At 35.4% G+C, this 25,184-nt stretch carries 16 protein-coding genes; 6 read left to right on the plus strand and 10 right to left on the minus strand.

The features are described from left to right. Entirely contained in the window at positions 1-933 is a 933-nt protein-coding gene (locus tag EG339_RS01880) for a YihY/virulence factor BrkB family protein (protein WP_123868615.1), read from the plus strand. 32 nt (positions 934-965) lie between these two features. On the opposite strand, the gene argS is transcribed toward EG339_RS01880, so the two are convergent. From argS to EG339_RS01905, 5 genes are all read right to left on the minus strand, one after another. Continuing rightward, positions 966-2,726, minus strand: coding sequence for an arginine--tRNA ligase (argS, locus tag EG339_RS01885; RefSeq protein WP_123868616.1), 1,761 nt, complete (start codon positions 2,724-2,726; stop codon positions 966-968). An 82-nt stretch (positions 2,727-2,808) separates the two neighbouring features. Then, on the minus strand, positions 2,809-4,230 hold the full coding sequence (locus EG339_RS01890) for a SusD/RagB family nutrient-binding outer membrane lipoprotein (protein WP_123868617.1): 1,422 nt from the start codon (positions 4,228-4,230) through the stop codon (positions 2,809-2,811). Positions 4,231-4,242: 12 nt separating this feature from the next. After that, positions 4,243-7,242, minus strand: coding sequence for a SusC/RagA family TonB-linked outer membrane protein (locus EG339_RS01895; protein ID WP_123868618.1), 3,000 nt, complete (start codon positions 7,240-7,242; stop codon positions 4,243-4,245). Between the two features lie 290 nt (positions 7,243-7,532). Beyond that, entirely contained in the window at positions 7,533-8,963 is a 1,431-nt protein-coding gene (locus EG339_RS01900) for a SusD/RagB family nutrient-binding outer membrane lipoprotein (protein ID WP_123868619.1), read from the minus strand. A 17-nt stretch (positions 8,964-8,980) separates the two neighbouring features. Beyond that, on the minus strand, positions 8,981-12,028 hold the full coding sequence (locus EG339_RS01905) for a SusC/RagA family TonB-linked outer membrane protein (RefSeq protein WP_123868620.1): 3,048 nt from the start codon (positions 12,026-12,028) through the stop codon (positions 8,981-8,983). Positions 12,029-12,643: 615 nt separating this feature from the next. Between EG339_RS01905 and EG339_RS01910 the strand changes: the two genes are divergently transcribed. Next, the gene (locus EG339_RS01910) at positions 12,644-13,228 is read left to right on the plus strand and encodes a ribonuclease HII (RefSeq protein ID WP_123868621.1); all 585 of its coding nucleotides are present in this window, start codon (positions 12,644-12,646) and stop codon (positions 13,226-13,228) included. Positions 13,229-13,304: 76 nt separating this feature from the next. Here EG339_RS01910 and yidC read toward each other — a convergent pair whose 3' ends face one another. The 3 genes from yidC to EG339_RS01925 form a co-directional block, all read right to left on the minus strand. After that, positions 13,305-15,101, minus strand: a complete 1,797-nt coding sequence (yidC, locus tag EG339_RS01915; RefSeq protein WP_123868622.1) for a membrane protein insertase YidC — start codon at positions 15,099-15,101, stop codon at positions 13,305-13,307. A gap of 256 nt (positions 15,102-15,357) precedes the next feature. Then, a complete protein-coding gene (locus EG339_RS01920) occupies positions 15,358-16,968 on the minus strand; it encodes a CTP synthase (RefSeq protein ID WP_123868623.1) in 1,611 nt (536 codons plus the stop codon). A 260-nt stretch (positions 16,969-17,228) separates the two neighbouring features. Beyond that, positions 17,229-17,798 carry a YceI family protein gene (locus EG339_RS01925; RefSeq protein ID WP_123868624.1) on the minus strand — a complete coding sequence of 190 codons (570 nt, stop codon included), beginning with the start codon at positions 17,796-17,798 and terminating at the stop codon, positions 17,229-17,231. A gap of 141 nt (positions 17,799-17,939) precedes the next feature. On the opposite strand from EG339_RS01925, the gene radA reads away from it, so the two are divergent. From radA to EG339_RS01945, 4 genes are all read left to right on the plus strand, one after another. After that, positions 17,940-19,289, plus strand: a complete 1,350-nt coding sequence (radA, locus tag EG339_RS01930) for a DNA repair protein RadA (RefSeq protein ID WP_066695001.1) — start codon at positions 17,940-17,942, stop codon at positions 19,287-19,289. Between the two features lie 73 nt (positions 19,290-19,362). After that, entirely contained in the window at positions 19,363-20,034 is a 672-nt protein-coding gene (locus tag EG339_RS01935; protein WP_123868625.1) for a class I SAM-dependent DNA methyltransferase, read from the plus strand. Beyond that, positions 20,031-20,738 (plus strand): VanW family protein, encoded by a 708-nt coding sequence (locus EG339_RS01940; RefSeq protein ID WP_123868626.1) that lies wholly within the window; start codon positions 20,031-20,033, stop codon positions 20,736-20,738. Before EG339_RS01935 ends, EG339_RS01940 begins: the two co-directional genes overlap by 4 nt. Continuing rightward, complete coding sequence (locus EG339_RS01945; RefSeq protein ID WP_123868627.1) at positions 20,735-21,328, plus strand: acyl carrier protein phosphodiesterase; 594 nt, start codon at positions 20,735-20,737, stop codon at positions 21,326-21,328. Before EG339_RS01940 ends, EG339_RS01945 begins: the two co-directional genes overlap by 4 nt. On the opposite strand, the gene EG339_RS01950 is transcribed toward EG339_RS01945, so the two are convergent. Beyond that, positions 21,325-21,846 carry a DUF6702 family protein gene (locus EG339_RS01950; RefSeq protein ID WP_123868628.1) on the minus strand — a complete coding sequence of 174 codons (522 nt, stop codon included), beginning with the start codon at positions 21,844-21,846 and terminating at the stop codon, positions 21,325-21,327. The genes EG339_RS01945 and EG339_RS01950 overlap by 4 nt on opposite strands. Before the next feature lie 82 nt (positions 21,847-21,928). Then, positions 21,929-25,162, minus strand: coding sequence for a S8/S53 family peptidase (locus tag EG339_RS01955; protein WP_123868629.1), 3,234 nt, complete (start codon positions 25,160-25,162; stop codon positions 21,929-21,931). Positions 25,163-25,184: the final 22 nt, after the last annotated feature.

A 25,184-nucleotide genomic window follows, 5' to 3' on the forward strand; every position in this document is an offset into this window, starting at 1 on the left:
ATGATCAATAATGCTAAATTTTTCTGGGAGGTCCTCAAGGACACGTTTACGGAATGGAACAGCTCTTCTGCTTCCAAAGATTCAGCGAGTCTTGCCTATTATGCAATCTTTTCCATCCCTGGATTGTTAATTATTATTATTTGGGTACTGGGTAATTTCTTTGGAGAAGAAGCTATCCGCGGGCAGATCAGTACCCAAATCAGTGGAATTATGGGCGCTGACGTAGCTAAAAGTATAGAAGGAATGCTTGCCGGAGCTTTAATCGACAAAGAGAATATGTTCATGAAAGCAGTAGGAGTAGGAGCCCTGGTCTTTGGTTCCACTACTTTGTTCTTTCAGCTTCAGCATTCGTTAAATGCCCTGTGGGATGTAGAATCTGCTCCCAAAAAAGCATTACTTAAGTTTTTACTGGATAGAGCCAACTCTCTTGGAATGATTCTTATTTTGGGATTCCTGCTGATGATTACCATGATTCTATCTTCATTAATCAGTCTTTTCAATAAAATTATTACCCAATATTTTGGATTCGAAACCTATCTTCTTGTTGAAACTGTGAATTTTTCAATCGGATTTGGGCTCGTCATGCTTTTATTCGCCCTCATGTTTAAAGTTCTGCCTGATGTACAGATCAGCTGGAAATCTGTTTGGAGGGGAGCCTTTTTAACAACAGTTCTCTTTACACTTGGAAAATTTTTACTGAGTCTTTATTTTAATCAGGTAAAACCCACTTCAGCTTTCGGTGCTGCCGGAACTGTAATTCTGATTATGATGTGGATTAATTATTCCTGTATGCTTATATTTTTCGGAGCCAAATTCACTAAAGTATATACTTACAAAAAAGGCTATAAAGTTATTCTCTCCAGACATGCAAGATGGACTCCTGCAAAGCTCTATGCGGATAGTTTGAAACAAATGCACGGAGACAAGATATAAAAAAAGGCCCCTGATTTCAGGAGCCTTTTTTTCTACATTCTGTTTACTGTTCCAATTCCCAGCAATTCCAACGATTTTTTGATCGTTTTTGCGGTAAGGTCTGACAGATTCAGACGGAATTGTTTAATATTTTCATCATCCTGATTCAGAATCGGATTATTCTGATAGAATGAGTTGTAAGATTTTACAAGATCATATACATAATTAGCAACCAAAGCCGGGCTTAATGTCTCTGCAGACTTAGCCACTACTGTTTTAAAGTTTGCTAACTGCATGATCAGTTCTTTTTCAAACTGGTTCAAAGTTACATCTGCTGTTTCTGCATACACAAACTCTGCTTTTGATAATAAAGACTGGATACGAGCGTAAGTATATTGAATAAAAGGCCCTGTATTTCCATTAAAATCAATACTTTCAGCCGGATTGAAAAGCATTTTCTTCTTAGGGTCAACTTTCAGCATGAAATATTTCAATGCTCCCAGTCCTACTGTTTCGTAAGAAGCTTCTTTATCCTCTTCAGAAAGAGTTTCAAGCTTTCCAAGCTCCTGGGCTTTAGATTTTGCTGTTTCATACATTTCCTGCATTAAATCGTCTGCATCTACTACAGTTCCTTCGCGGGATTTCATTTTTCCTTCCGGTAATTCTACCATTCCGTAAGAAAGGTGGAATAACTGATCTGCCCACTCATATCCTAATTTTTTCAGGATCTTAAATAAAACCTGGAAATGATAATCCTGCTCATTACCTACCGTATAGATAAGTTTCTGAATATTATTTTGCTTAAAACGTTCAACAGCCGTTCCTAAATCCTGGGTCATATAAACTGAAGTACCATCAGAACGTAGCAATAGTTTTTGATCCAGCCCTTCATCTGTAAGGTCACACCAAACAGAACCATCTTCTTTTTGGTACAGTACTCCTTTGTCCAAACCAGCCTGGATAAGGTCTTTTCCTAAAATATATGTATTGCTCTCATACTGCACCTGATCAAAATCAACCCCCAATCTCTTATAAGTTTCATTGAATCCTTTGTATACCCAGGAATTCATCTCTGCCCAAAGATTTCTTACTGCTTCATCTCCATTTTCCCAGTCCAGAAGCATTTTCTGAGCTTCCTTCATTACCGGAGCCTCTTTTTTAGCCTGTTCTTCTGCTACTCCCTGAGCTACAAGCTCAGAAATTTCTTTCTTATAATTTTTGTCAAACTCCACATAGTAGTTTCCAACAAATTTATCTCCTTTTGTACCAGTAGTCTCAGGAGTTTCCCCATTCCCGAATTTCTCCCAGGCCAACATGGATTTACAGATATGAATTCCTCTGTCATTGATGATCTGAGTTTTAATAACATCATATCCTGCCTCTTTTAAGATCTGTGCTACAGAGAACCCTAACAGGTTATTTCTGATATGCCCTAAGTGCAAAGGTTTATTGGTATTTGGTGAAGAGTATTCCACCATTACCGTTGCATTTTTCTTATCTATTGTTGAAAAACCAGAGTTGACAGATCTGAAGTTATCCACAAACAATTGATTTTTAACTTTAACGTTAAGGAATCCTTTTACTACATTAAAGCTTTCGAAAATATCCGTCTGCTCCGTTAAAGCGTCTCCTAATTCAACCCCAATGCTTTCAGGGTTTTTCTTAAGCTGTTTTACCAATGGAAAAGTAACGATTGTAAAGTCACCATCAAATTCCGTTTTATTTTCCTGAACTTCCAGTTTAATGTCTTTTAATTGATATACATTTAAAATGACCTCCGAAAGTTTTTGTTCTATAATATCTTTAATATTCATCTCAAAATTTTGAAGTACAAATATACGGAAATAAAAAAACCGCCCGAAGGCGGTATAATATGAATGTTTATTAAAATATGTGTTAATTCTTATCCCAGAAGAGCTTTGTTGTAGCCTTATCTCCACCTATTTTATCACCAGCAGCTTTTACATTAGCTCCATTCAATACATATTCCTGATCAGAATACGGCATTCTGTAAGGTACTGAAGATAAGTTAGATTTTGGAGGATTTACAAGAATAGGGTAATCTAAACGTCTCGTAAAGTTCCAGCTGGCAAAACCTTTATTAAACATAGCAATCCATGCCTGTACTCCTATAGACTGTTTCCAGTTTGATGAATCATAAGGATGTGCAAGCACATATGCATCTGCAATGGTACCGCTTATTCCATTCTCTCTCATAGACTCTTTCACAGCAGCTGCATAGAGATCTACAGCAGTACCTCCTACTGAATATCCTCTTGCAGCTGCCTCTGCTTTTAAGAAGGCAACTTCTGCATAGCTAAAAAGATTAGATGCTGCAGTAGCACTTCTAAAATAAGAACTTAATTGAGAGAAGTTAGTATATGGATCATTCAATTCTCCAAACACTCCTCCTTTATACACTCCTCCTACTTTGGTAAACCATACATCCATTCTTGGATCAGAAAGAGCACTCATAGTCTTAATTGTTAATTCACTAGGTAAAAAATCATTCCTATTTGAGGCCACTAAATTATCAAATACCGGATTGGAGAAAGTTCCGCCGTCATATTTAAATTTGTAAGCATCATCATCAGAAGAAATAACACCACTAGCAATTGCAGATTCAACGGTAGTTTTTGACAATGCAGGATCTACATCTGCTAAGTTCATTCCTAATCTTAATTTAATAGAGTTAGCAAATTTTTTCCATTTAGCCATATTTCCTCCGTAGACCAAATCACCATAACCAGTAACTGCAGGCTTTATAGTAGCAGTAACAGCATCAATTCTTTTAATTAAGTCAAGATAAATTGTCTTAGCATCATCATATTTAGGAGTTAAAATCCCATCTGGCTTAAAAGCCTCAGAATAAGGAACGTCCCCATAAGTATCCACAATATTTTCCCAAATAAAAATTTCTTCAATTTCTAAAGTTGCCAACTTGTTGGTGCGTATATCATCTGTCTCTACTTCTTTCATCAAATTCACTTTTGCTTGTTTCAGATTGTTAATACTGTAAACATACATTCTGTTAAAATGATTACGAGGCTGATTACGAGTTACCAAGTTATATTGAGTTTCGTCCGGATACTGAGTTTCTGCCCATTGTTGTGTAAAAAATCTGTAATTATTAAAATTTACACTAGGATTATCCATATAATAAGATGACTGATACAAGGCTGTAGCTAATAAGTTATCAGATGGAAGAACTGATGGATGTTTAGGGTCATCGTTAAGAGAAGTCAAATCACTTTGGCATGAACTTAAAGCCAACCCAATACATGCAGACACCAAACTTATTTTTATAATATTTTTCATTTTTAAAGTAATTTAGAATTTAAATGTAACATTGATACCCAAATCTCTTGTCGTAGGCATTGAACCAATGGACCATCCGTAAGAGCTAAGACCGCCCCCTACCATGGCTTCAGGATCAGCATAAGGTAAATTTTTATGAATAATCCATAGATTTCTACCTACAATTGAAATCTTAGCATCATAAATCTTAGTACCTGCCAATAGTGATTTTGGAAGCGTATATCCAATACTCGCCTCTCTTAGCTTAATAAAAGATCCATCATAAACAAATTCGCGTGCTGGCTGTGTTTTGTATCCGGTAGAACCACTGTTATCAAACGGTGATATTCCAATATTATTTGGAGTACCATCAGGAAGAACACCAGGCAAAACAATAGGTTTGTCTCTGAAGTCTCCTTCAGCCGTCTCTTTATACAGACCAGATGATAACCCATAATACATATCTGTTGAGAATATATCCCCTCCTTTACGCACATCAATCAAGAAGCTTAAAGAGAATCCTTTATAACTGAAGCTATTTCTAATCCCTCCAATCCAGTCTGGAGTAGTATTACCTATCACCTGATTGGGGTTTTGTAAATATTTTCCTGTATTAGGATCGATAACTTTTTGCCCATTTAAGTAAGTATAATCAGCGCCAATCAATGTCCCCCAAGCTTCACCTACTCTGGCATTTAAAGATACCCCACCCTGAAAACTATTTAGTAGATAGTTATTAATCCCCGGATATAATTCTACTACTTTATTCTGATTTTTAGACCAGTTTGCATCAATATTCCAAGTAAAATCATTTGTCTTTATTGGTACTAATCCTAACTGTACTTCAACCCCACTATTATCAATTCGACCTGCGTTGAATATTTTACCTGTATATCCTATAGCTGCAGAAGTAGGAAGAGGGGAAAGAATCTGGGGAGTAGTTCTTGTTTTATAATAGGCGAAATCAACCGTTATTCTGTCTTTTAAGAAATGTGCTTCAGTTCCGACCTCAAATTCATTGGCCTTTTGGGGTTGCAGACCTGGATAAGGTTGATTTAAAATAGAGTTATAAATTCCTTGACCAGATAAAATCCCAGCAGGTCTATAATTATTAAATAGTTGGTAAGCCGCAGCAGCTCCTCCAACCTGAGCATAATTTGCTCTTATTTTCCAAAAATTCATCCAGCTTTTAGTGTCCAGTATTTCGGACATGATTAATGATCCAGTAATTGAAGGGTAGTTGAAAACATTATTTCCTTTTAAAAGTGTTGATGTTTCTTCTATCCTGAATGTTGCGTCTAAATAGAATTTTTTATAAAAATCAAATGAAGCTGTTGCATACCATGAGTTAGTTTGTATTGTATATTCAGTTTCATCTGCAGCTAGTGGTGCCTTTTTAGAATTAGATAGGGCATAAATTCCAGGTACTATCAGTCCCCCCTCTGTTGAAGCATAGACTGAATTATAATAATTTCGGCGTATATTTCCACCTACAACTCCAGAGAGGTTAATATTATCAGTAATATCAAATTTATAATTCACCATTAAGTCATAATTGGTCTCCGTCTGTAATATATCACGTCTTCCATAACCAGACCCAATAGTGTTATTTGACTGTCCAAAAGCCTGAGGCAAAGATCCAACAGCCAATCTCGTTTCAGCAACAAGATTTGATCTGTCATAAGAAACTTTTCCGGTAACAGAAATATTATTCAATAGATCATATGTTACCTGGCCATAAGTGAAATTTCTGTATCTTTTGTCTGAAGAATAATTCTGATAGGCCTGAAAATATGGGTTATTCCAATATGCAGGCGCCCCATTTGCTGCTGACTTTCTGTTCCAGGTAACATTCCCATAGTTATTGGATGCATTGGCTACATTCGGATCTACATTTGCAAAATATAAGTTTTGTAGATCATTAATATCCACGTTAGTTTGCCACCATTGTCTGAAGCCGGTAGCTATATTGTTTGAATATCCCGTAATACTTCTACCTTTAGTATCCTGTAAAGTCATTGTAGAATAAAAAGATGAATGTAATTTAGGAGTTAGATCATAATTAATCTTTAAAGAGAAATTATTTTTATTAAGATGTGAGTTAGGCATTAGCCCATCAGACATCATATTTTCATAAGTAAAACTAATATTTTTTCCTTTTTGCCCTTTTTCTATCGTTACACTATTAATGTATGAGGCTGGATTTTCGAAAAATTTAATAGGGCCATTTTTAGCGGCTACCCAAGGGGTTGCTTTTTGATAATTGGGGGATAAAGGATTAAATGAATCCCATTGATACACCATTAAATTAGGATCAAATTTAGGCCCCCAGGAAGCGTCTGCTCCAAAGTTCGCATTATTCAAACCATCAGAAGCCTGTGTACCGAATTTCTGAGAATAGCCGGCACCATATCTTGTCTGATATTCAGGAAAAGTAGACTTATCAATAAATCCTACCTGTACTGCTGAGGAAAATGTAACCCCCCAAGAACCATCATCTTTTCCCTTTCCATTTTTAGTGGTAATAACAATTACTCCATTTAACCCTCTTTCACCATAAAGGGCCGAGGCTGCTGCTCCTTTTAATACGTTAATAGATTCAATATCTTCCTGGTTGATATCAGAAAGAGCATTACCATAATCAATTGAGTTTTCCCTAGTACTGGCATTATTAACAGGTGAGCCATCAATAACAATTAACGGATTTCCACCTGCAAGTGATTTTACTCCTCTTATAACCAAATTGGAAGATCCGCCAAAGTTGTTATTTGTAGTAACATTAAGACCAGCTACCTTACCTGATAGTTGCGCTGCGATATTTCCTGTATTAGTTGTTCCATCTGACAACGCACTTGCTTTGATTTCCTGCGATGCATACCCTAAAGACTTTTTTTCTCTTTTAATACCTAGAGCAGTTACTACCACTCCTTCAATTTCTTTTGCTTTAATTGTATCTTTTTTCTCCTGAGCACTTACAATTGCCATGGAGGAAGTCAATACTAAAACAAGAAGACTTGCTGTTAGTTTCTTCATATCAGTTATTTTTATATCCATACAAATTTGCCGAATATATTCAATAATTCAAACAAAATTGTTAAAAAAAATAAAAAATTATCATAAACAAACAATAAAAACCAATAATTAACAAAAATTTTAAATCAAAACAATCACATATATAAATAAAATACTATTATATTAAAAAATAAATAAAAATAATTCAATTAATTTAACCACATCATACAACTTAATAATCAAACATATTATATTACTAAATAAAAAAACCGCCCGAAGGCGGTATAATATGAATGTTGTTAATACGTTTTTTAATTTTTATCCCAGAAAAGTTTAGTTGTTGCTTTATCACCACCTATTGCATTTGCAGCAGCTGTTACATTAGCATTATTAACTACATATTCTTGATCAGAATATGGCATTCTGTAAGGAATCCCTCCAATATAAGATGATGCCGGAGCTGTAAGTGTAGGGCTATCTAATCTTCTGACAAAGTTCCAAGCAGCAAAAGGATTATTCCACATAGCAACCCATCCTTCGTATCCAATAGATTGCTTCCAGTTTGCAGCATTATATGGGTTAGCTAAGATATAAGCTGCAGCATCTGTTGCAGATATTCCATTTTCAGTCATAGACGCAGTAACTGCAGCAGCATATAAACCTGCCGCTGTTCCTCCCGCATTATATCCTCTCGCCGCAGCTTCTGCTTTCAAGAATAAAACTTCCGTATAACTTAACAAGTTTGCAGGAGCATTACCGGCTAAGAAAGTAGAATTTACATGAGAAAAATCTGAAAATGTGTTTAAATTACCATATTCACCACCTACATAGGCTCCTCCTGTTTGAGTAAAATATGCTGCTCTTCTTGGATCTGATTTAGCATTCATTGGATTTACAATAACATCTGAAGGCAAGAAATCATTTCTACCTGATGCTACCAAATCATCAAACAATGGGTTTGTAAAAGTATTTCCGTCAAACTTTAACGAATAAGAGCTATCATTTGAGTCAATTACCCCACCGCTTATAGCACTTTCTGCTACTAATTTTGATGTAGCAGGATCAACATCCGCAAGATTAATTGCTAATCTTAATTTAATTGAGTTAGCTAGTTTAATCCATTTTTTCATATCTCCTTTGTAAACCAAATCTTCAGGATAACCAGCCTTAGCTTTATTAATTTTTGCTACCGCTGCATCTAATCTAGATATTAAATCAAGATAGATTGATTTGGCATCATCATATTTAGGAGATTTAATAGTTTCTGCTTGCAAAGCCTCTTTATAAGGTACATTACCAAATGTATCTACAATATTTTCCCAAACAAAAATAGAAGCAATTTCTAAAGTAGCCCATTTGTTATTAACTACGTCAGGATCAGCATTAATCTCTGTTGGTAAATCTTTTTTAGCTTGCTCAAGAGGAGCTAATGTATATACATACATTCTTCTGAAGTGGTTCCTTGGCTGAGCTCGAGTAGTCAAATTATAATTGGTTTCCTGCACATAAGTAGTCTCTGTCCATTGCTGTGTAAAAAAACGATAATTATTAAAGTTTACACTACCCGTGTACATATAATAAAATCCTTGAAACATACTTGTTGCCAATAAATTTCCCGTTGGTACAGTTGAAGGGTGCTTTGGATCCTCATTCAGAGAGGTAAGATCGCTTTGACATGAGTTAAAAAGTAGTAATGAAGCAACAACACCTCCAGCGTATAATATATTTTTAAACTTTTTCATTTTAAATAAATTTTATTTTAGAATTTAAAGGTAAAATTAACACCCAATTCTCTTGTTGTAGGAAGAGCTCCTACAGATGATCCATATGAATACAATCCACCCATTTGAGATGATTCAGGGTCAGCATATGGAAGATTCTTATGAATAATCCAGAGGTTTCTACCCACAATAGAGATTTTAGCCTCATTCATGAAGGTATTTGCCAATATACTCTTAGGAAGAGAATACGTAATACTAGCTTCTCTTAGTTTTACAAAAGACCCATCATATACAAACCTTTTGTCAGGAACAATAGCATACCCATCATTTGGATTGTTACCATATTCCAGAGGATTAATTACATCTGTGTTAACTGGCGTAGTATTTACCTGGCCATTAGGATTAACTCCAGCTAATACAGGTATATTTGTTCTATAACCATCAACAGCAGTTTCCGGGAATAATCCACTTGCTAATCCATAATACATATCTGACGAAAATACATCACCTCCGTGACGAACGTCAATTAAGAAACTTAATGAGAAATTTTTATATCTAAATGAGTTTCTGAATCCACCTGTCCATTTAGCTTGAACATTTCCGATTACTTTATTACTTTCTGTTTGGTACAAACCTGTATTAGGGTCAACCACTTTCTCACCATTTAAATAAACATAATCACTACCATATATATCTCCCCACTGGTTTCCAACTGAAGCTACTATAGAAGCACCCCCTACTAAACCTACGAGTTGATATACCTGTAGGCCAGCATCTAACTCTACAACCTTACTTCTATTTCTAGCCCAATTGACATCTATATCCCATGCAAAATCTTGTGTTTTTATCGGACTTACTCCTAAATGTAATTCAATACCTTTATTGTTAATTTGTCCGGCATTGATTGCTGCTCCAAGTTTCCCAGAACCAGCTGAAATATCTGGAGTAATAAGTTGGTCAAATGTTTTTGTATCATAGTACGCTCCATCAAGAACAATTCTATCTCTTAAAAAGTGAACTTCTGTACCAAATTCAAACTCTCTGGATCGTTGAGGCTTTAAGTTTTCATTTTTTAGAATTGTTTGTGGTCTGTAGATATTGATATTTCCATTTCCTGTATTAAAATATCCTGCTGTATAATACGAATATTTCAATTGGTAAGAATCAGCTGTTCCTCCTACCTCTGCATAATTCCCTCTTAATTTCCAAAAATTCATTACTGATTTTTCGGATTTTAAAAGTTCAGATAAAATTACAGATCCGGAAACAGATCCATAAGTATATTTGTTATTACCATTAGGTAAAGTTGAACTTGCATCCCTTCTAATTGTTCCATCCAAATAGAAAACTTTATTAAAATCAAATGAAGCCGTAGCATACAAACTATTTGTTTGTACTGTTGCCTCAAATTCCACTGGATTTAATAAAGGAGCTTTGGAATTATCTAACGAATAATACCCTCGCTTAATTAAACCACCTTCCGTTGATGCTTCGATAGAACTCTCATGATTTCTTCTTACATTTCCTCCAACTATACCACTGATATTTAACCAAGAAGTAATATCATATTTATAGTTTGCGAATAAATCAAAGTTTGTTTCACTTCTTTTTAAATCATATCTATGATATCCAGAACCTATAGCTTTCCCTGAAACTCCAAAATTTTGAGGATATGACCCTTCAGCAAGCCTTCTTTCAAAAACTAAATTAGTATTATCGTAGCTAAGCTTACCCGTAATATTAATATGATCATTTACATCATAAGTTAACTGAGCATACGAAAATGTTCTTGTTCTATCATCAGTAGAATAGTTTTGATATCTCTGAAAATATGGATTGTTCCAAAAGGCAGGTTTGCCATTTGACCCACTTTTTCTATTCCATGTAAGATTTCCATAATTATTACCAACTGAAGGATTTGCAACATTATTAAAGTAAGCACTTTTCAACGCTTCCAAATCAACATTTGTCTGCCACCATTGTCTGAAACCTGTAACAATATTGTCATTATAACCAGTCTCTGTTCTACCTGTTGTTCCCTGTATTGTTAGGGTTGTATAGACTGTTGCATGTAATTTAGAATTTAAATCGTAGTTTACTTTTGCTGAAATTGTATTTTTTCTTAAATCTGAATTTGGTAAAAGACCATTAGAAAGGTTATTATCGTATGTCAAATTAAAATTGAACCCTTTGCTTCCTTTTGATAAGGAAATGGAATTAATAAATGACATCGGTGTTTCAAAGAATTTAAGCGGACCATTTTTTGCAGCTACCCAAGGGGTCGCTTTTTTATAATTTGGAGATGTCGGATCAAATGAATCCCATTGATAAACTAATAAATTTGGATCAAACTCTGGCCCCCAAGATGCATCTTCTCCAAAATTGGCATATTTTTTACCATCCGCTGCACTTCCATAATAAAATGATGGATCATAACCTGCCCCATATCGAGTTTGATATTTTGCAAATGTAGATTTATCTATAAATCCTGCTTGAACTGAGGATGATAAAGTTACCCCCCAAGAATTATCCTCTTTTCCTTTACCGTTCTTTGTTGTAATAACAATTACACCGTTAAGCCCTCTTTCTCCATACAAAGCAGAAGCAGCAGCTCCTTTTAATACGTTTACAGACTCTATGTCCTCTTGATTAATGTCTGATAAAGCATTACCTAAATCGAACCCTCCATTCTGATTACCAAAAGAAGTAGATGAATTATTGACTGGCGAACCGTCAATTACAATTAAAGGATTACTTCCTCCTAAAGATTTTACTCCTCGAATAACCAAGTTTGAGGATCCTCCAAAATTAGAATTGGTTGTTACATTTAAACCAGCAACTTTACCAGATAACTGAGATGCTATATTTCCCGTATTTGTAGTTCCATCAAAAAGTTTATCAGCTTTAACTTCCTGCGACGCATAACCTAAGGATTTTTTCTCTCTTTTGATCCCAAGTGCAGTAACTACTATCCCTTCAATTTCTTTAGTCTGTGAAGTTGTATCTTTTTTCTTTTGTTGAGCATTTACAATTGCAACAGAAGAAGATAATACAACAACAAGAAGACCTGTTGTTAGTTTCTTCATATCAAATTAATTTTGTACCCTACAAATTTGTAAAACTTTCTTAACAACACAAAGGTTTTTTTCAAAAAAATAACGATTATTCAAAAATTAAGAATTAAAACGAATGAAAAATTATTAAATTAAGTTAAAAAAACACTTTTTAACAAAAACAAAAAAAATTAATTGATATTTTTTTTGAGAATACATAAATTACATCAATTATAAATATTTCCTATATCTATATTTGTTAAATACCACATTAATACACTGGTTTACAGAAATATAAAAATCACAAAAGAGAGAAAACAAAACTAAAAAAACAACATACAATGCTGTGCATATGTTTTTTTCCTTCCAAAAAAGACAATAAAAACGTCGAGCTAAGAGCAAAAAACAGATTACAATTTCAATAAAAAACAGAAATAAATTACTATAATAAAATCATAAATAGGATCCTTTCAAAAAACTGATTTATATCTTGTAATATTCCTCTGTTTTCTGCCATTCTCTATAAAATTCAGTATTTAGATTCTATTAATTGTTCAATTCTCATCTTTGAATGTTTTCATAAAAAATGCCAAAATATAAAGTTAATAGATCCGTTTTTTATAATTTTACATTTCGTATTACATAAATATGGAATTATTACATAAATGGACAGACCATTACATTGAAGCAGGATGTGATGAAGTAGGAAGAGGATGTTTAAGCGGACCGGTAGTTGCAGCAGCTGTCATTTTAGATGATAAATTCAAACAGAATCTGGTTAATGATTCAAAAAAGCTGACATTTAAAACGAGAATGGATCTGGACAGCTACATTAAAGATAATGTAAAAAATTATGCAATTGCAGAACTTCCACCTGCATTCATTGATGAGCATAACATTCTTAATGCAAGTATTCATGCCATGCATCGTGCTTTAGATCAATTAACAATAACCCCGGAACTTATTTTAGTGGATGGAAATAAATTTCATCCATACAATTATATTCCACATCAATGCATCATAAAAGGTGATTCAAAAGTACTCTCTATTGCTGCGGCATCTATTCTCGCTAAAAATTACAGAGATAGATTAATGATTGAGCTTCATGAAGAGTTTCCTGAATACGGATGGAATACCAATTTCGGATATGCTACAAAGAAGCATCAGGAAGCACTTATAAAGCACGGTCCAACAGTACATCATCGACAGTCATTCAGATTAAAATATGACTGACGGAGAAAGTAAGAATTCCTCCAATTATAAATAAAAAAGAGAAGCAAATAACTTGCTTCTCTTTTTCTATAATGAGTTATTTCTTTTTTCTTTGCTGCTCCTGAGCCTGTTGTTGCTGTTGGGCCTGCTCCATCATTTCTCTCATCTTCTTCTGGAATTTACCTTCCGTTTTTGGCTTTTCTTTATTAGCCTGAATCTGAGCGTGAATTTTCTTTTCATCAAGAATTACATATTTAATCACAAGAATGATTAAAATGTTGATCGCATTTGATACGAAATAGTACCATGAAAGACCTGATGCCGAGGTATTCAGGAAGAATAAGAATGTAATCGGGAAGATATACATTAATACTTTCATATTGGGCATTCCCTCCTGCTGTGGCTGTTGCATATTTCCTGATGTCATTACCGTATAGATCAAAATAACAATTGTACAAGCCAATGCAAAAATACTTAAGTGATCTCCAAGGAATGGAACTTTAAATGGCAATTTAATCAAATCATCATAAGCGGTTAAGTCTTTTGCAAACCAGAAGCCTTGTCCTCTCAAATCAATAAAGTTAGGGAAGAAACGGAATAATGCATAGAAGATCGGAATTTGCACCAATGCCGGTAAACATCCTGCCATCTGGTTTACTCCGGCTTTCCTGTATACTTCCATTGTTGCCTGCTGCTTCTTCATTGGATCTGCATCCTTAAATTTAGCATTAACCTCATCAATTTCCGGACGAATTACCTTCATCATTGCGCTCAGCTTATGCTGTTTGTACATAATTGGAGATAAGATTAATTTTACAATGATCGTCATGGCAAAGATTACCCAACCTGCAGATAATCCCCAGCTAGCAATAATTGCATATAACCACATGAAGAAATAACGGTTCATCGCTCCAATGAAAGACCATCCTAGCGGAAGAATTTCATCAAAGTTTTTATCGTAAGATTTCAGCAATGGTAAATCTAATGGCATAAAATACCATGTAAAATCCTGATTCAGTTCGCTTCCGGTCATCTGAACAAAACCTTCATAGTTGAATTTCTTCAGATATTCCCCTTCTTCTACATTTTCCTGATTTCCTTTACTCTGAGTAAATCCGTTTTTTGCTTCAATCACAGAAGAGAAGAACTGTTGTTTTACACCAATCCAGTTAAGTGTTTCTTTCTCCTCATCCATCGTGGTTCTTCCATCATAATCATAATCTTTATAATTATTGAAAGCATAAGAGAATTCTGAGTGAGACTGTTCCTGTGCTCTACCTTTTTCAAGGTTTCTTACATTATAATCCCAGATAAAATCTGCTTTGTTATCAGAAGTAACTGCTGAAAGACCTTGAGTTCTTACTTTAAAATCAAGTGTATATTTCGGAAGTAATGTATAAATAAACTGGATAACAGCACCATTATAGTTAGCCGTCATGGTTACAGCATTTCCATTAACAGCAGGTGTAAAAACTAAATCTTTAGTATTAATTACTTTTCCTGTTTTGTCTTTAAACTGAAAACCGTAGTTTGAATTATTTTTATTAATAAGATAAAGCGGAAGATCAGCCTGATCTGTTTTATTATTATATGCTTTGTATTCTGAAAGCTGAACTTTAGAAACCTGTCCTCCTAAGCTTGAAAATTCAATATTAAGTTCTTTATTAGACAAATTAGCGGTTTGAATTGCGCCAGGAGTTACATTTGGATTGATATTGGTGGCCTGAGCTTGTTTTACGGCATTTTTCACCTGTTCCGTTTTCTGCTGCTGAGCTTTTAACTCTTCTTCTTTCATCTGCTTGTTCTGGAAATAGAACATTGCACCGAAGAGAATCAGGCATAAAACCGCGAAACTAATCATCTGCTTCTTATCGATTCCGTTGTTTTGTTGCATTTTATTTTTGTTATAATTAAAATTTCCTATTTATTGTCCTGCTACAATTCTATAAGAAAACTTATAAATCTGCAGCAAATTTGAGCTGACAAAAATACTGTTTTTTTATCAAAACTCTATACTATAATGCATTAGTATATAATAAACTCAGGCTGAGAAAAATCAACCTGAGTTTATGGATAGACGTTTATGGTAATAAATTACCTTATTTGTTTCCGTTGGGTTGAATATAACATTCCTCCCATACTAAAATATCTTATTTAGAAGTTTCGCAAGCCTTAATGAAAGCCCTGAACAAAGGATGCGGTGTAGCTACCGTACTCTTGTATTCCGGGTGGTATTGCACCCCCACATAGAATGGATGCCCTGGCAACTCCAATGCTTCAACCAATCCTGTTTCCGGGTTTGTTCCTGTAGCTAAGAAACCATTCTTTTCAAATTCCTGAAGATAATCATTGTTGAATTCATAACGGTGACGGTGTCTTTCAGAAATATTTTTGCTTCCGTAGATTTCATTCAGTCTGGATCCGTTTTTCAAAGCACATTTCCAGGCTCCAAGGCGCATCGTTCCTCCTTTATCTATTACATTCTTCTGCTCTTCCATGATTGAAATTACAGGATCCGGAGTAGCTGTATCAAATTCCATAGAGTTTGCTTTTGTATGTCCTAAAACATTTCTTGCAAATTCAATAGTCATAATCTGCATTCCTAAACAGATTCCCAGCATTGGAATTTTGTTTTCTCTTGCATATTTTGCTGTAAGAACTTTTCCTTCAATTCCTCTATCTCCGAAACCTGGAGCTACAAGGATACCGTTAACTCCTTTCAGGGTATCTTTAATATTCTCTTCGGTAACATCTCCGCTGTACACCCATCTTACCTTTACTTCAGTTTCAAGGTCAGCACCTGCATGCTTAAATGCTTCAGCAATGGAAATGTAAGAATCCTGAAGGGACACATATTTCCCAACTAATGCAATTTCAACTGTTTTCTTAGGATTTTGGAATTTTTTAAGGAAACTCTTCCAGTCTTTCAGATCAGCATCTTTTTCACTTTTCAGATCCAGTTCTTTCAGCACTACATCATCAAAGTTTTGCTTCTGAAGATACATTGGAACTTCATAAATTGTTTCCATATCCTTACATTCGATAACGTTTTCCAGCGGAACGTTACAGAACTGAGCCAGTTTTGCTCTCTGATCTTTTGGAATTTTATGTTCTGTTCTGCAAACCAATACATCAGCCATAATTCCGCTTTCCATCAACTGGCGAACGGAGTGTTGGGATGGTTTCGTCTTCAATTCTCCGCTTGAAGCTAGATAAGGCAGTAAGGTAAGGTGGATCACCATAGAATTTTTCTCTCCTAATTCCCATTTTAACTGGCGAACAGTTTCAATGTATGGCAAAGATTCAATATCTCCAACAGTTCCCCCGATTTCCGTAATAATGATATCGTAATTCTGTTTGGAAAGGATTTTAATTCTACGTTTAATTTCGTTAGTAATATGAGGAATTACCTGTACTGTTTTTCCAAGGAAATCTCCTTTTCTTTCTTTTTCAATTACAGTTTGGTAGATTTTTCCTGTAGTAACGTTGTTGTTTTGGGATGTAGGAGCATCAAGGTAACGCTCGTAGTGACCTAAATCCAGATCCGTCTCCGCACCATCTTCAGTCACATAACACTCTCCGTGTTCATAAGGATTCAAAGTTCCCGGGTCGATATTGATATAAGGATCTAGTTTTTGGATCGTTACGTTAAAACCACGTGATTTTAGCAATAGTCCCAGAGAAGCAGACACGATTCCTTTTCCCAAAGATGAAGTTACACCTCCTGTCACAAAGATGTATTTTGTATTCTTTTTACTCATTAGATTAGGTTTGTGCAAAGTTATGGGAAAAAGAGATACAAAGCAATTTTTTAAATTTTGAAAATGCTAAAACATGCCTCAAACAGCCATAAAACCTGATTATTTTTTTATTTATATTTTGGAATAAACAAAAAAAAGCCCAACACATAAACATATTATTCCTGAGCTATGAATAAACATAACAAAAAGGAAGTCTTTAAATATAAAAAGGTGGCTCTGAAATTATCCAAAGCCACTTTTTTAATTTAATTTATACTGAATTATTTTTTAACCAGTTCAAAATAAGTATTAATCTCAACCCATTTAGCAATACCTGCCGCTGTTGGATCATAATTCAAATTATACTCAAAACGGTTGATCATGAATTTTGCCCTAAGCCCCATAACCTCTTTACCATCCTTATTTTTTGTAATTCCTCCTAATATTACAGGTATACTAACCTCTTTTGTAACATCTTTAATGGTAAGTTTCCCGTTGAATATATATGATCCGTCTTTTTCTTTTGAAGCAGAAGTCCCTGTAAATTTAATGCTTGGGTACTCATTTCCAGCAAAAAAATCCTTACTCTTAAGATGTTTATCTCTCATCTCAACGCCAGTATTAATACCATCAACATCAATATTTATATCAAATTTGGCATTATCAAGGCTGTTGCCTTTTGTGGTGAGATCTCCTCCGAATTTATCAAATCTTCCCTGAACGAAGCTGATCCCCATATGTTCAATAGTAAAATTTACTGAAGAATGCATTTGGTCTATATCCCAATTGTTCTGTGCAAAAGAAAAAATGCTTAAAAAAGCCAATACGAAGGATAAAAATAGTTTTTTCATTGTAATTATATTTTACATTAATATTTTATTTCAACAAAGCTAAGATATAAAGATATTTCTATGATTGATATATATTCCGTATTTGTTATTTAAATCCATTTAAGTCTCGGAAAAAAAATGCTTTTTTTATAACTTCGCAGTATGGCAAAACTGAAAACGGCATATTTCTGTCAAAACTGCGGAACCCAATACTCCCAATGGATGGGACAATGTAAAAACTGTGGGCAATGGAATACCCTGGTGGAAGAAGTGGTGGAAAAACCCAATAGTAAAGCGGTACCTTTCTCAAAAACCAAACAACATGTCATCAATATCATTGAGGTGGAGACGAGTGAAGAACCAAGGATAAAAACACCTTCTGAAGAGCTGAACCGTGTTCTTGGTGGTGGAATTGTTTTAGGTTCTGTTACCCTGATTGGTGGTGAGCCCGGAATAGGAAAATCTACCCTTCTGCTTCAGCTTGCCTTAAAAATGAAGAAAAAAATATTTTATGTTTCAGGGGAAGAAAGTGCTTCTCAGATCAAAATGAGGGCAGACAGATTAACGGATGTTCAAAATCCGAACTGTTTCCTCTTTACGGAAACTTCATTAGAAAAAATTCTTCACGAAGCCAAAAAACTGGAACCGGATTTCATGATTATCGATTCTATCCAGACCCTTCAATCCCAATTAATAGAAAGTTCTCCCGGAACTGTTTCGCAAATCAGGGAATGCTCCAACGAGATCATTAAATATGCCAAGGAAAACAGTATCCCTGTGTTTTTAGTAGGTCACATCACCAAAGACGGGCAGATTGCCGGCCCAAAAGTATTGGAACACATGGTAGATGTAGTTTTAAACTTTGACGGAGACAGAAACCACCTTTTCAGATTATTGAGAGCGAACAAAAACCGTTTTGGATCTACTTCAGAAATTGGAATTTATGAAATGATTTCACAAGGATTAAAGGAGATCAAAAATCCTTCAGAAATTCTTATCACTAAAAAATTTGAAGAACTTTCCGGAAATTCTGTAGCGGTAACACTGGAGGGAAACAGACCAATGCTTCTGGAAATCCAGGCATTGGTAAGCACAGCCGTTTATGGTACTCCACAAAGAAGCTCTACCGGTTTTGATTCCAAAAGACTGAATATGCTTCTTGCTGTTCTTGAAAAAAGAGCAGGTTTCCAGTTAGGAGCTAAAGACGTTTTCCTTAATATTACAGGAGGCATAAAAACAGACGACCCGGCTTTGGATTTAGCCGTGATTGCCTCTGTTCTGTCTTCTAATGAGGATATAGCCATTTCTGAACATTACTGTTTTGCAGGAGAGATTGGTTTAAGTGGAGAAATTCGTCCGGTTGCCCAAATTGAACAGAGAATCACTGAAGCTGAAAAGCTGGGTTATGAAAAGATATTTGTTTCCAACCTCAATAAAATTCCGAAAAGAAAGTTCGGAATCAAGATTGAAGAAGTTAGTAAAATTGAAGATTTCCACGAAAGACTTTTTTAAAGTAAAAAATGAAAAGCCGAAATAAAAATTATAAAAGTTAATAAAATTCAAGATCTTCACAGAGATTTTTCAAATGATGAAAACAAGTATTCTGGAATATTACAGCAGCCTTGCTGAATCTTACGATGAGAACCGTTTCGGAAATTCTTACGGGAAATATGTTGACCAGCAGGAAAGGGCTTTTTTATCTTCTTTTTTCCAAAATAAAAAGTATAAAAAAGTAATGGATCTGGGTTGCGGAACGGGCCGGCTACTGGATTTTGCGACTCATGGAACAGATTTCAGTGAAAATATGCTGAATGTGGCCCGCCAAAAACATCCTGAAAAAATCCTGACTGTAGGTGAGATTTCCGGAATACCTTTTCATGAAGAATTTGATTGTATTTTCTGTTTCCACGTTATCATGCATCAGAACCATTTGGAAACAAAAGCATTTTTAAATGAATGCTACCGGAAATTAGGCAAAAATGGAATTCTGATCTTCGATTATCCTGTTAAAAGCAGAAAAAGATCGGTTTCTCCACAGGAAGACTGGCATGCAGGCAACAGCTTTTCAGCATCTGATATCGCAGCGCTTTCGAAGGAACAGTGGAAAGTTAAAAATACAACCGGAGTACTCTTTTTTCCAATTCACAGGTTAACGAAGGCCATAAGAAGATTCTTTCTTCCTTTAGATATTTTTCTTTGTCGCACCTTTTTAAAGAATTGGGCTTCCTATCATATTACTGTTTTAGAAAAGATATGAAACAGCAATTAAAAAAATGGATTCCTTATTCATGGAAACTGCAGATAAAACTTGTGCAGCAGTATTTCAATGAACAAAGAAGCAATTATGCTTATCCCAGGGAATATCGTTCAGAAAATGTTGGAAAATATTCTATTAAACTCCGGCAGACTATTAAAAACGGAAGTTTTCATCATAATAAAATTCACAATTTAAAAGTTGTAGGCAGTAAGATCAATCATCTGGTCATTCATTCCGGTGAAGTATTCTCATTCTGGAAAATGATTGGGAGGCCGAGTGCAAAGAATAATTTCAAGGAAGGGCGGAACCTCATCAATAACACAATTTCAAGTGATTTTGGCGGCGGAATCTGCCAGTTCTCTTCTATCTTATATCATCTGGCCCTTCAATCCGGACTGAAAATCCTGGAAAGGTATCCGCATTCTATGGATATTTACAAGGAAGAGGAACGTTTTACTCCTTTGGGTGCAGACTGTACTGTTGTTTATGGCTACAAAGATCTTAAGATTCAGAATTTATTTCCGTTTCCTGTTCAGTTTAAATGCGAGGTAGATGATAATGAAGTTCATATGAGCCTGATCTCTCCCGAAGAAATCGTTTTAAACGAAATTGAGTTTAAATACCAGGAAATTGAAAAAGGAGTCTGGGTAGAAACAGTTAGCAATAGCCAAACTTTGTTTAAAAATTTTTATATTCGTTTATGAATTATCTGGCTCATTCCTTTCTCACGTTCACTGACGGGCAAATTGTTGGCCAATTTTTGGAAGATTTTATCCGAAACAGGGACCGTTTTTCTTTCCCTAAGGATATTAAGGATGGTATTACATTACACAGAGCTATTGATACTTTCACAGACTCCCACCCTGCCATTCATGAAGCTAAAAAAGTTTTCGCTCCTTTGGTAAGACTTTATGCCGGAGCATTTGTGGATGTCTCTATGGATTATTTTGTAGCTAATGATCTTTCTCTAAATTCTCTTGCGGAATGGAAAGCTCATTCTTTACGGGTTTACAGAATTTTAAATGAAAATAACGAATGGCTCCCTGAAAATTTCAAAAGTATGCTGGTTAAAATGGAACAGGATGACTGGCTTTATAATTACCGCGAAAACTGGGGAATTAAATTCAGCATTCAAAATGTATTAAACAAAGCGAAGTACCTGGATAAAGACATTCCTGTTTTTGAAGCTTTTTTAAACAATAAAGCATTCCTGCAGGAATGCTATAATGATTTTTTTCCGGATCTACTGGCTCATGCAAAAGGGATTAATACCCTTCTTCAGCTTGAAAATTAAAACTGTTTATAAAGGTAACGGTTCGGATAGATTAATTTTTCACTCTTCCTGTCTCCGTTTACAATGATGTGAACTATATTGATCTGGTCATCAAAAAGATTGTACAGGAAACTCACCGCTGCTTCTACTTTTTTAGGATTGGAAACAGGTTCTGATTCGAGATAGACATTTACAGATTCATGATCTTCCTCGTAACCTATATAGTTTACTTTAAGAAATTTGTTATCTGTCTTTAATTTAAAATATTCCTGGCTATATTTAGAAAGCGCTTCATTCAATTTTGCCTTGTACTTCTCATCATTAAAATGAAAAGTTCCGCCATACTTCTTCCCAAGCCCATTTTCAAGGTCATCCAGAAAAAACCGGCCTGTTACTTCAAAGGTTTTGGACTTAGAGCTATAGCTGATCTCTACAGATCCTACATGATAGGGATGCAAGTTCTCCTTATTTACTTTTATAAAGCTTTGAAAAATAACCGTTAATGGGAGAAGTAATATTAAAAAAAATTTACGTGACATGATTTCTTTTCTAGTGACAAATATAAAAAAAGCAACAGTTATAAAACTGCTGCTTTTTAATGTATATTTTAAGCGATTATAATTATTCTTTAACTACTTTTTTAGTAATTGTAGTATCATTTAGTTTAATATTAAACATGTATACTCCTTTTACCAATGATGAAACATCCATTCTATTTGAGCTGGAGTTCATTGTTTCTGTTTTAATCAGTTTTCCTGAAGCATCGTAAATAGTTACTGTACCTTTAGAATATCCTCCTAATGAAATATTTACTATATCTTTAGCCGGGTTTGGTGTAATGCTTACTCCAGCATTCAGTTTTGTTACCTCACCTGTACCTAAAGTTGCATTTGTTTTAACAAAATATCCCCCGAAACCATTAGTCTGGAAACTTACTTCCCAATATTGATAGGTATTGTTCCAAACAATATCTGCGACATTAGGAGTAATAACAGTTGGTGTACCTCCATAAGAAGCTACGGTTCCTACATTTCCAGCACTTGTTCCTGCATATTTCTCAATAACCAGATTAGATTTATTGGCATCATCAGTAGGTGAAGTGGGAAGCTTAATACCACTTGTTGCATTATAAGCATCAAAATCTGCCTGTTTAAAATATAATGTTACTTTTCCTGTGGCAGTAGCAGCGTCAGCAGCAGGATTAATCTCATATCTTCTTGCAACATAATTAGGCTGAACATTATCAACCCATACTTTTGAAGTAATATTTCCTGTTACAGTACTTGCGGCTTCTTTTTCCACTCTTGAAATTAATTGGCAAGCATTGGTAAAATAATTATAACCTGCAGCAATGTCACCTGCTTTTGTCTGATTAGAAGTTGCCAGGTTTTTCACCTCAGCTATATTTTCATAAACAAGAGCTCTCATCTTAAGATCAAAAGTTCTTGCAGTCCAGTTTGTACCATCCGTTGATGTTTTACTGCGCCCGCTCAATGCAGTGGCCTCATTTTTCATCGCTACAGTTCCGCCTATACCGTTGACCACGATATAGAAATCTTTACCTGTCACCGCCTGAATATTTAAGCTGGATAAATCAACATAGTTCCAAGTAAATCTTTGTATATTGGTATCCCATGATGAAATCGTTTTTGTAGCAACAATATCTCCCGGGTCTCCATTGGCATTCACTTTTCTAACCTGAATATCTACAGCCTGATTGGCAGGAATTACCCCTGAACCTGTCGTAAATGACACTCCTCCCAATTTACCCGTTAATGTTGGTGTGTAACGGACTGCCAGCGCTGCATTACTGAAAGTAGTATTAGATTCTGCATTAATGGTGATATTAGGTTCATCATAAGTAACAGTCTCGAAATTAGATGCTACACACCCTACTTCAGCAGTAACAGCTTTATAAATATCTAACTTTCCATATCCCCATCTTACATTGGGAACATTTCCTGTTGCATCATCTTTTCTTGCATTAGAAGTAAGGCGAGATTTAACCTGTGCTGCCGTCAAGGTTGGATTCGCCTGAAGCAATAGCCCTACCGCTCCGGCAACTCCCGGAGAAGACATACTGGTCCCCTGGTTCATCACATAATAATTGGTGTTTTCAATAATATTTGTGGCTGCAGGTGCAGAATTACTGGATCTCGCAGAAATTACAGCCTGTCCTGAAGCTGTAATATCCGGTTTCTGGAAATTATCCACTCTAGGTCCCTGCGCACTAAACGGAGAGATCATTTCCTGTGGAGTATTAGGATACCCATACGCTCCTAATGCTGTCATCCAGCTGACTCTGCCCAAATAAGAAGCTACCGTAATGGCACTGGTTGCGTTCCCCGGAGATCCTACAATATATTCATTATCCCCATTTTGCAAAGTAGTTCCCAATCCTTGGTTATAAAGCCAACCATGTGTAGTAATAGGCTGTGTTCCGTTATTTGTAATTTCCAACGTATAATTTCCCTGACAGTTCGTTGTAGACCCCGGAACTCTGCTTACTACTAGCTGGACATAACGTTTGTTATTATCACTTCCCCAATAATTGTACATTGTTGCTGTTAGTCCACCGCCTAATATACTGTGAGTAGTATTGGTACTTATATTTTGTATATACTGCTGGCCATCCGGTGCAGTTAACTTTGCTGTAACCGGTGAGTTATCATTAGCATACATGATAAAACTAAATATCGATGCTGCTGAAGTGTCACTACCAACCGTAAAAGTATAAGACTGCGCTGCACCAGCGGCTATATCTACTTTCCTATGAAGCTTGATTCCATAATCATTACCGGCAGAAATAACAACAACTCTTCCGGGGGCTGATGAAGTGAAATTATCTACAGCTACCTCATGAGAAGACGTTCCATCGTGAGCGCTGTTCTGCCCGCCAATACTCATGTTAACAACAATTGGTTTATTCAATGCTGTTGCAACATTTTTAAAATACGTTAAGGCATTAATAGTATTGGTTGTAGGAAAAGATCCATTTCCTCCTTTTACAAAGACTATATCTGCTTCAGAGGAAAATCCTTTATGTCTTTTGTTAGCGAAACCTACTCCATTTCCGGCAACAGTTCCTGCCACATGGGTTCCATGTCCATTTGTATCTGTCTCGCGAACAAAATTGGTAGGAGTACCATCCAATTCATCTTCAATATGTGCTCTTGTATACTCTACACCCATTGTAAATCCTGCTGGTGAAGTCTCAGCACCTTGAGGGGTCAAAGTCTGGTCCCAAATTGAAACAATTCTACTTTTAGTCTGATCATTAACCTGTCTGAAATCCGGATGTTTCCAGTCTATTCCCGAATCAAAGATTCCTACAAGAACTCCTGTTCCGTTATAAGCTGTATTATTGAAAACCCCATCCTGTAAAAGGCTTGCTCCAGACTGGGCTCTGCTTACGTCATTATGAAGTTCATCAAATGTAGGCCCCATAACAGATGTTACATAAGGAAGTTCCATAAGCCTCTCAATATCTTCAAGGCTCACGAGTGCAGTTGAAAAAGTAGGCAACTGGCTCTGTACCAAAAATCCATCGGATTTAAGTTTTTCAGGATTTTTAGTATAAATAATGCAGGAATACATTGTTTGTGCTCCTTTAGAGGTAACCACCAAATGCTTATCTAATTTCATATCATCACGTTCCAAATCTTTTAAAACGTTTCCTCTATTCAGGCTCTCTTTATTTTTCAACAAATAATCGAAGCGTGAATCAAGTTTCTGCACCTGGCCATAAAAACCATAGGAATAAAGTCCTAAGAAAGCTGCCGCAGCATTCCTAAGAAGCTTCGCTCCTCCATACGAAATGCTTACTTTTGTAGAAAGTAGTTTTTTAAAATCCATTATCTTTTTTTTAATATTACAA

Origin of the sequence: Chryseobacterium bernardetii (assembly GCF_003815975.1) — a bacterium.
Classification (GTDB): domain Bacteria; phylum Bacteroidota; class Bacteroidia; order Flavobacteriales; family Weeksellaceae; genus Chryseobacterium; species Chryseobacterium bernardetii.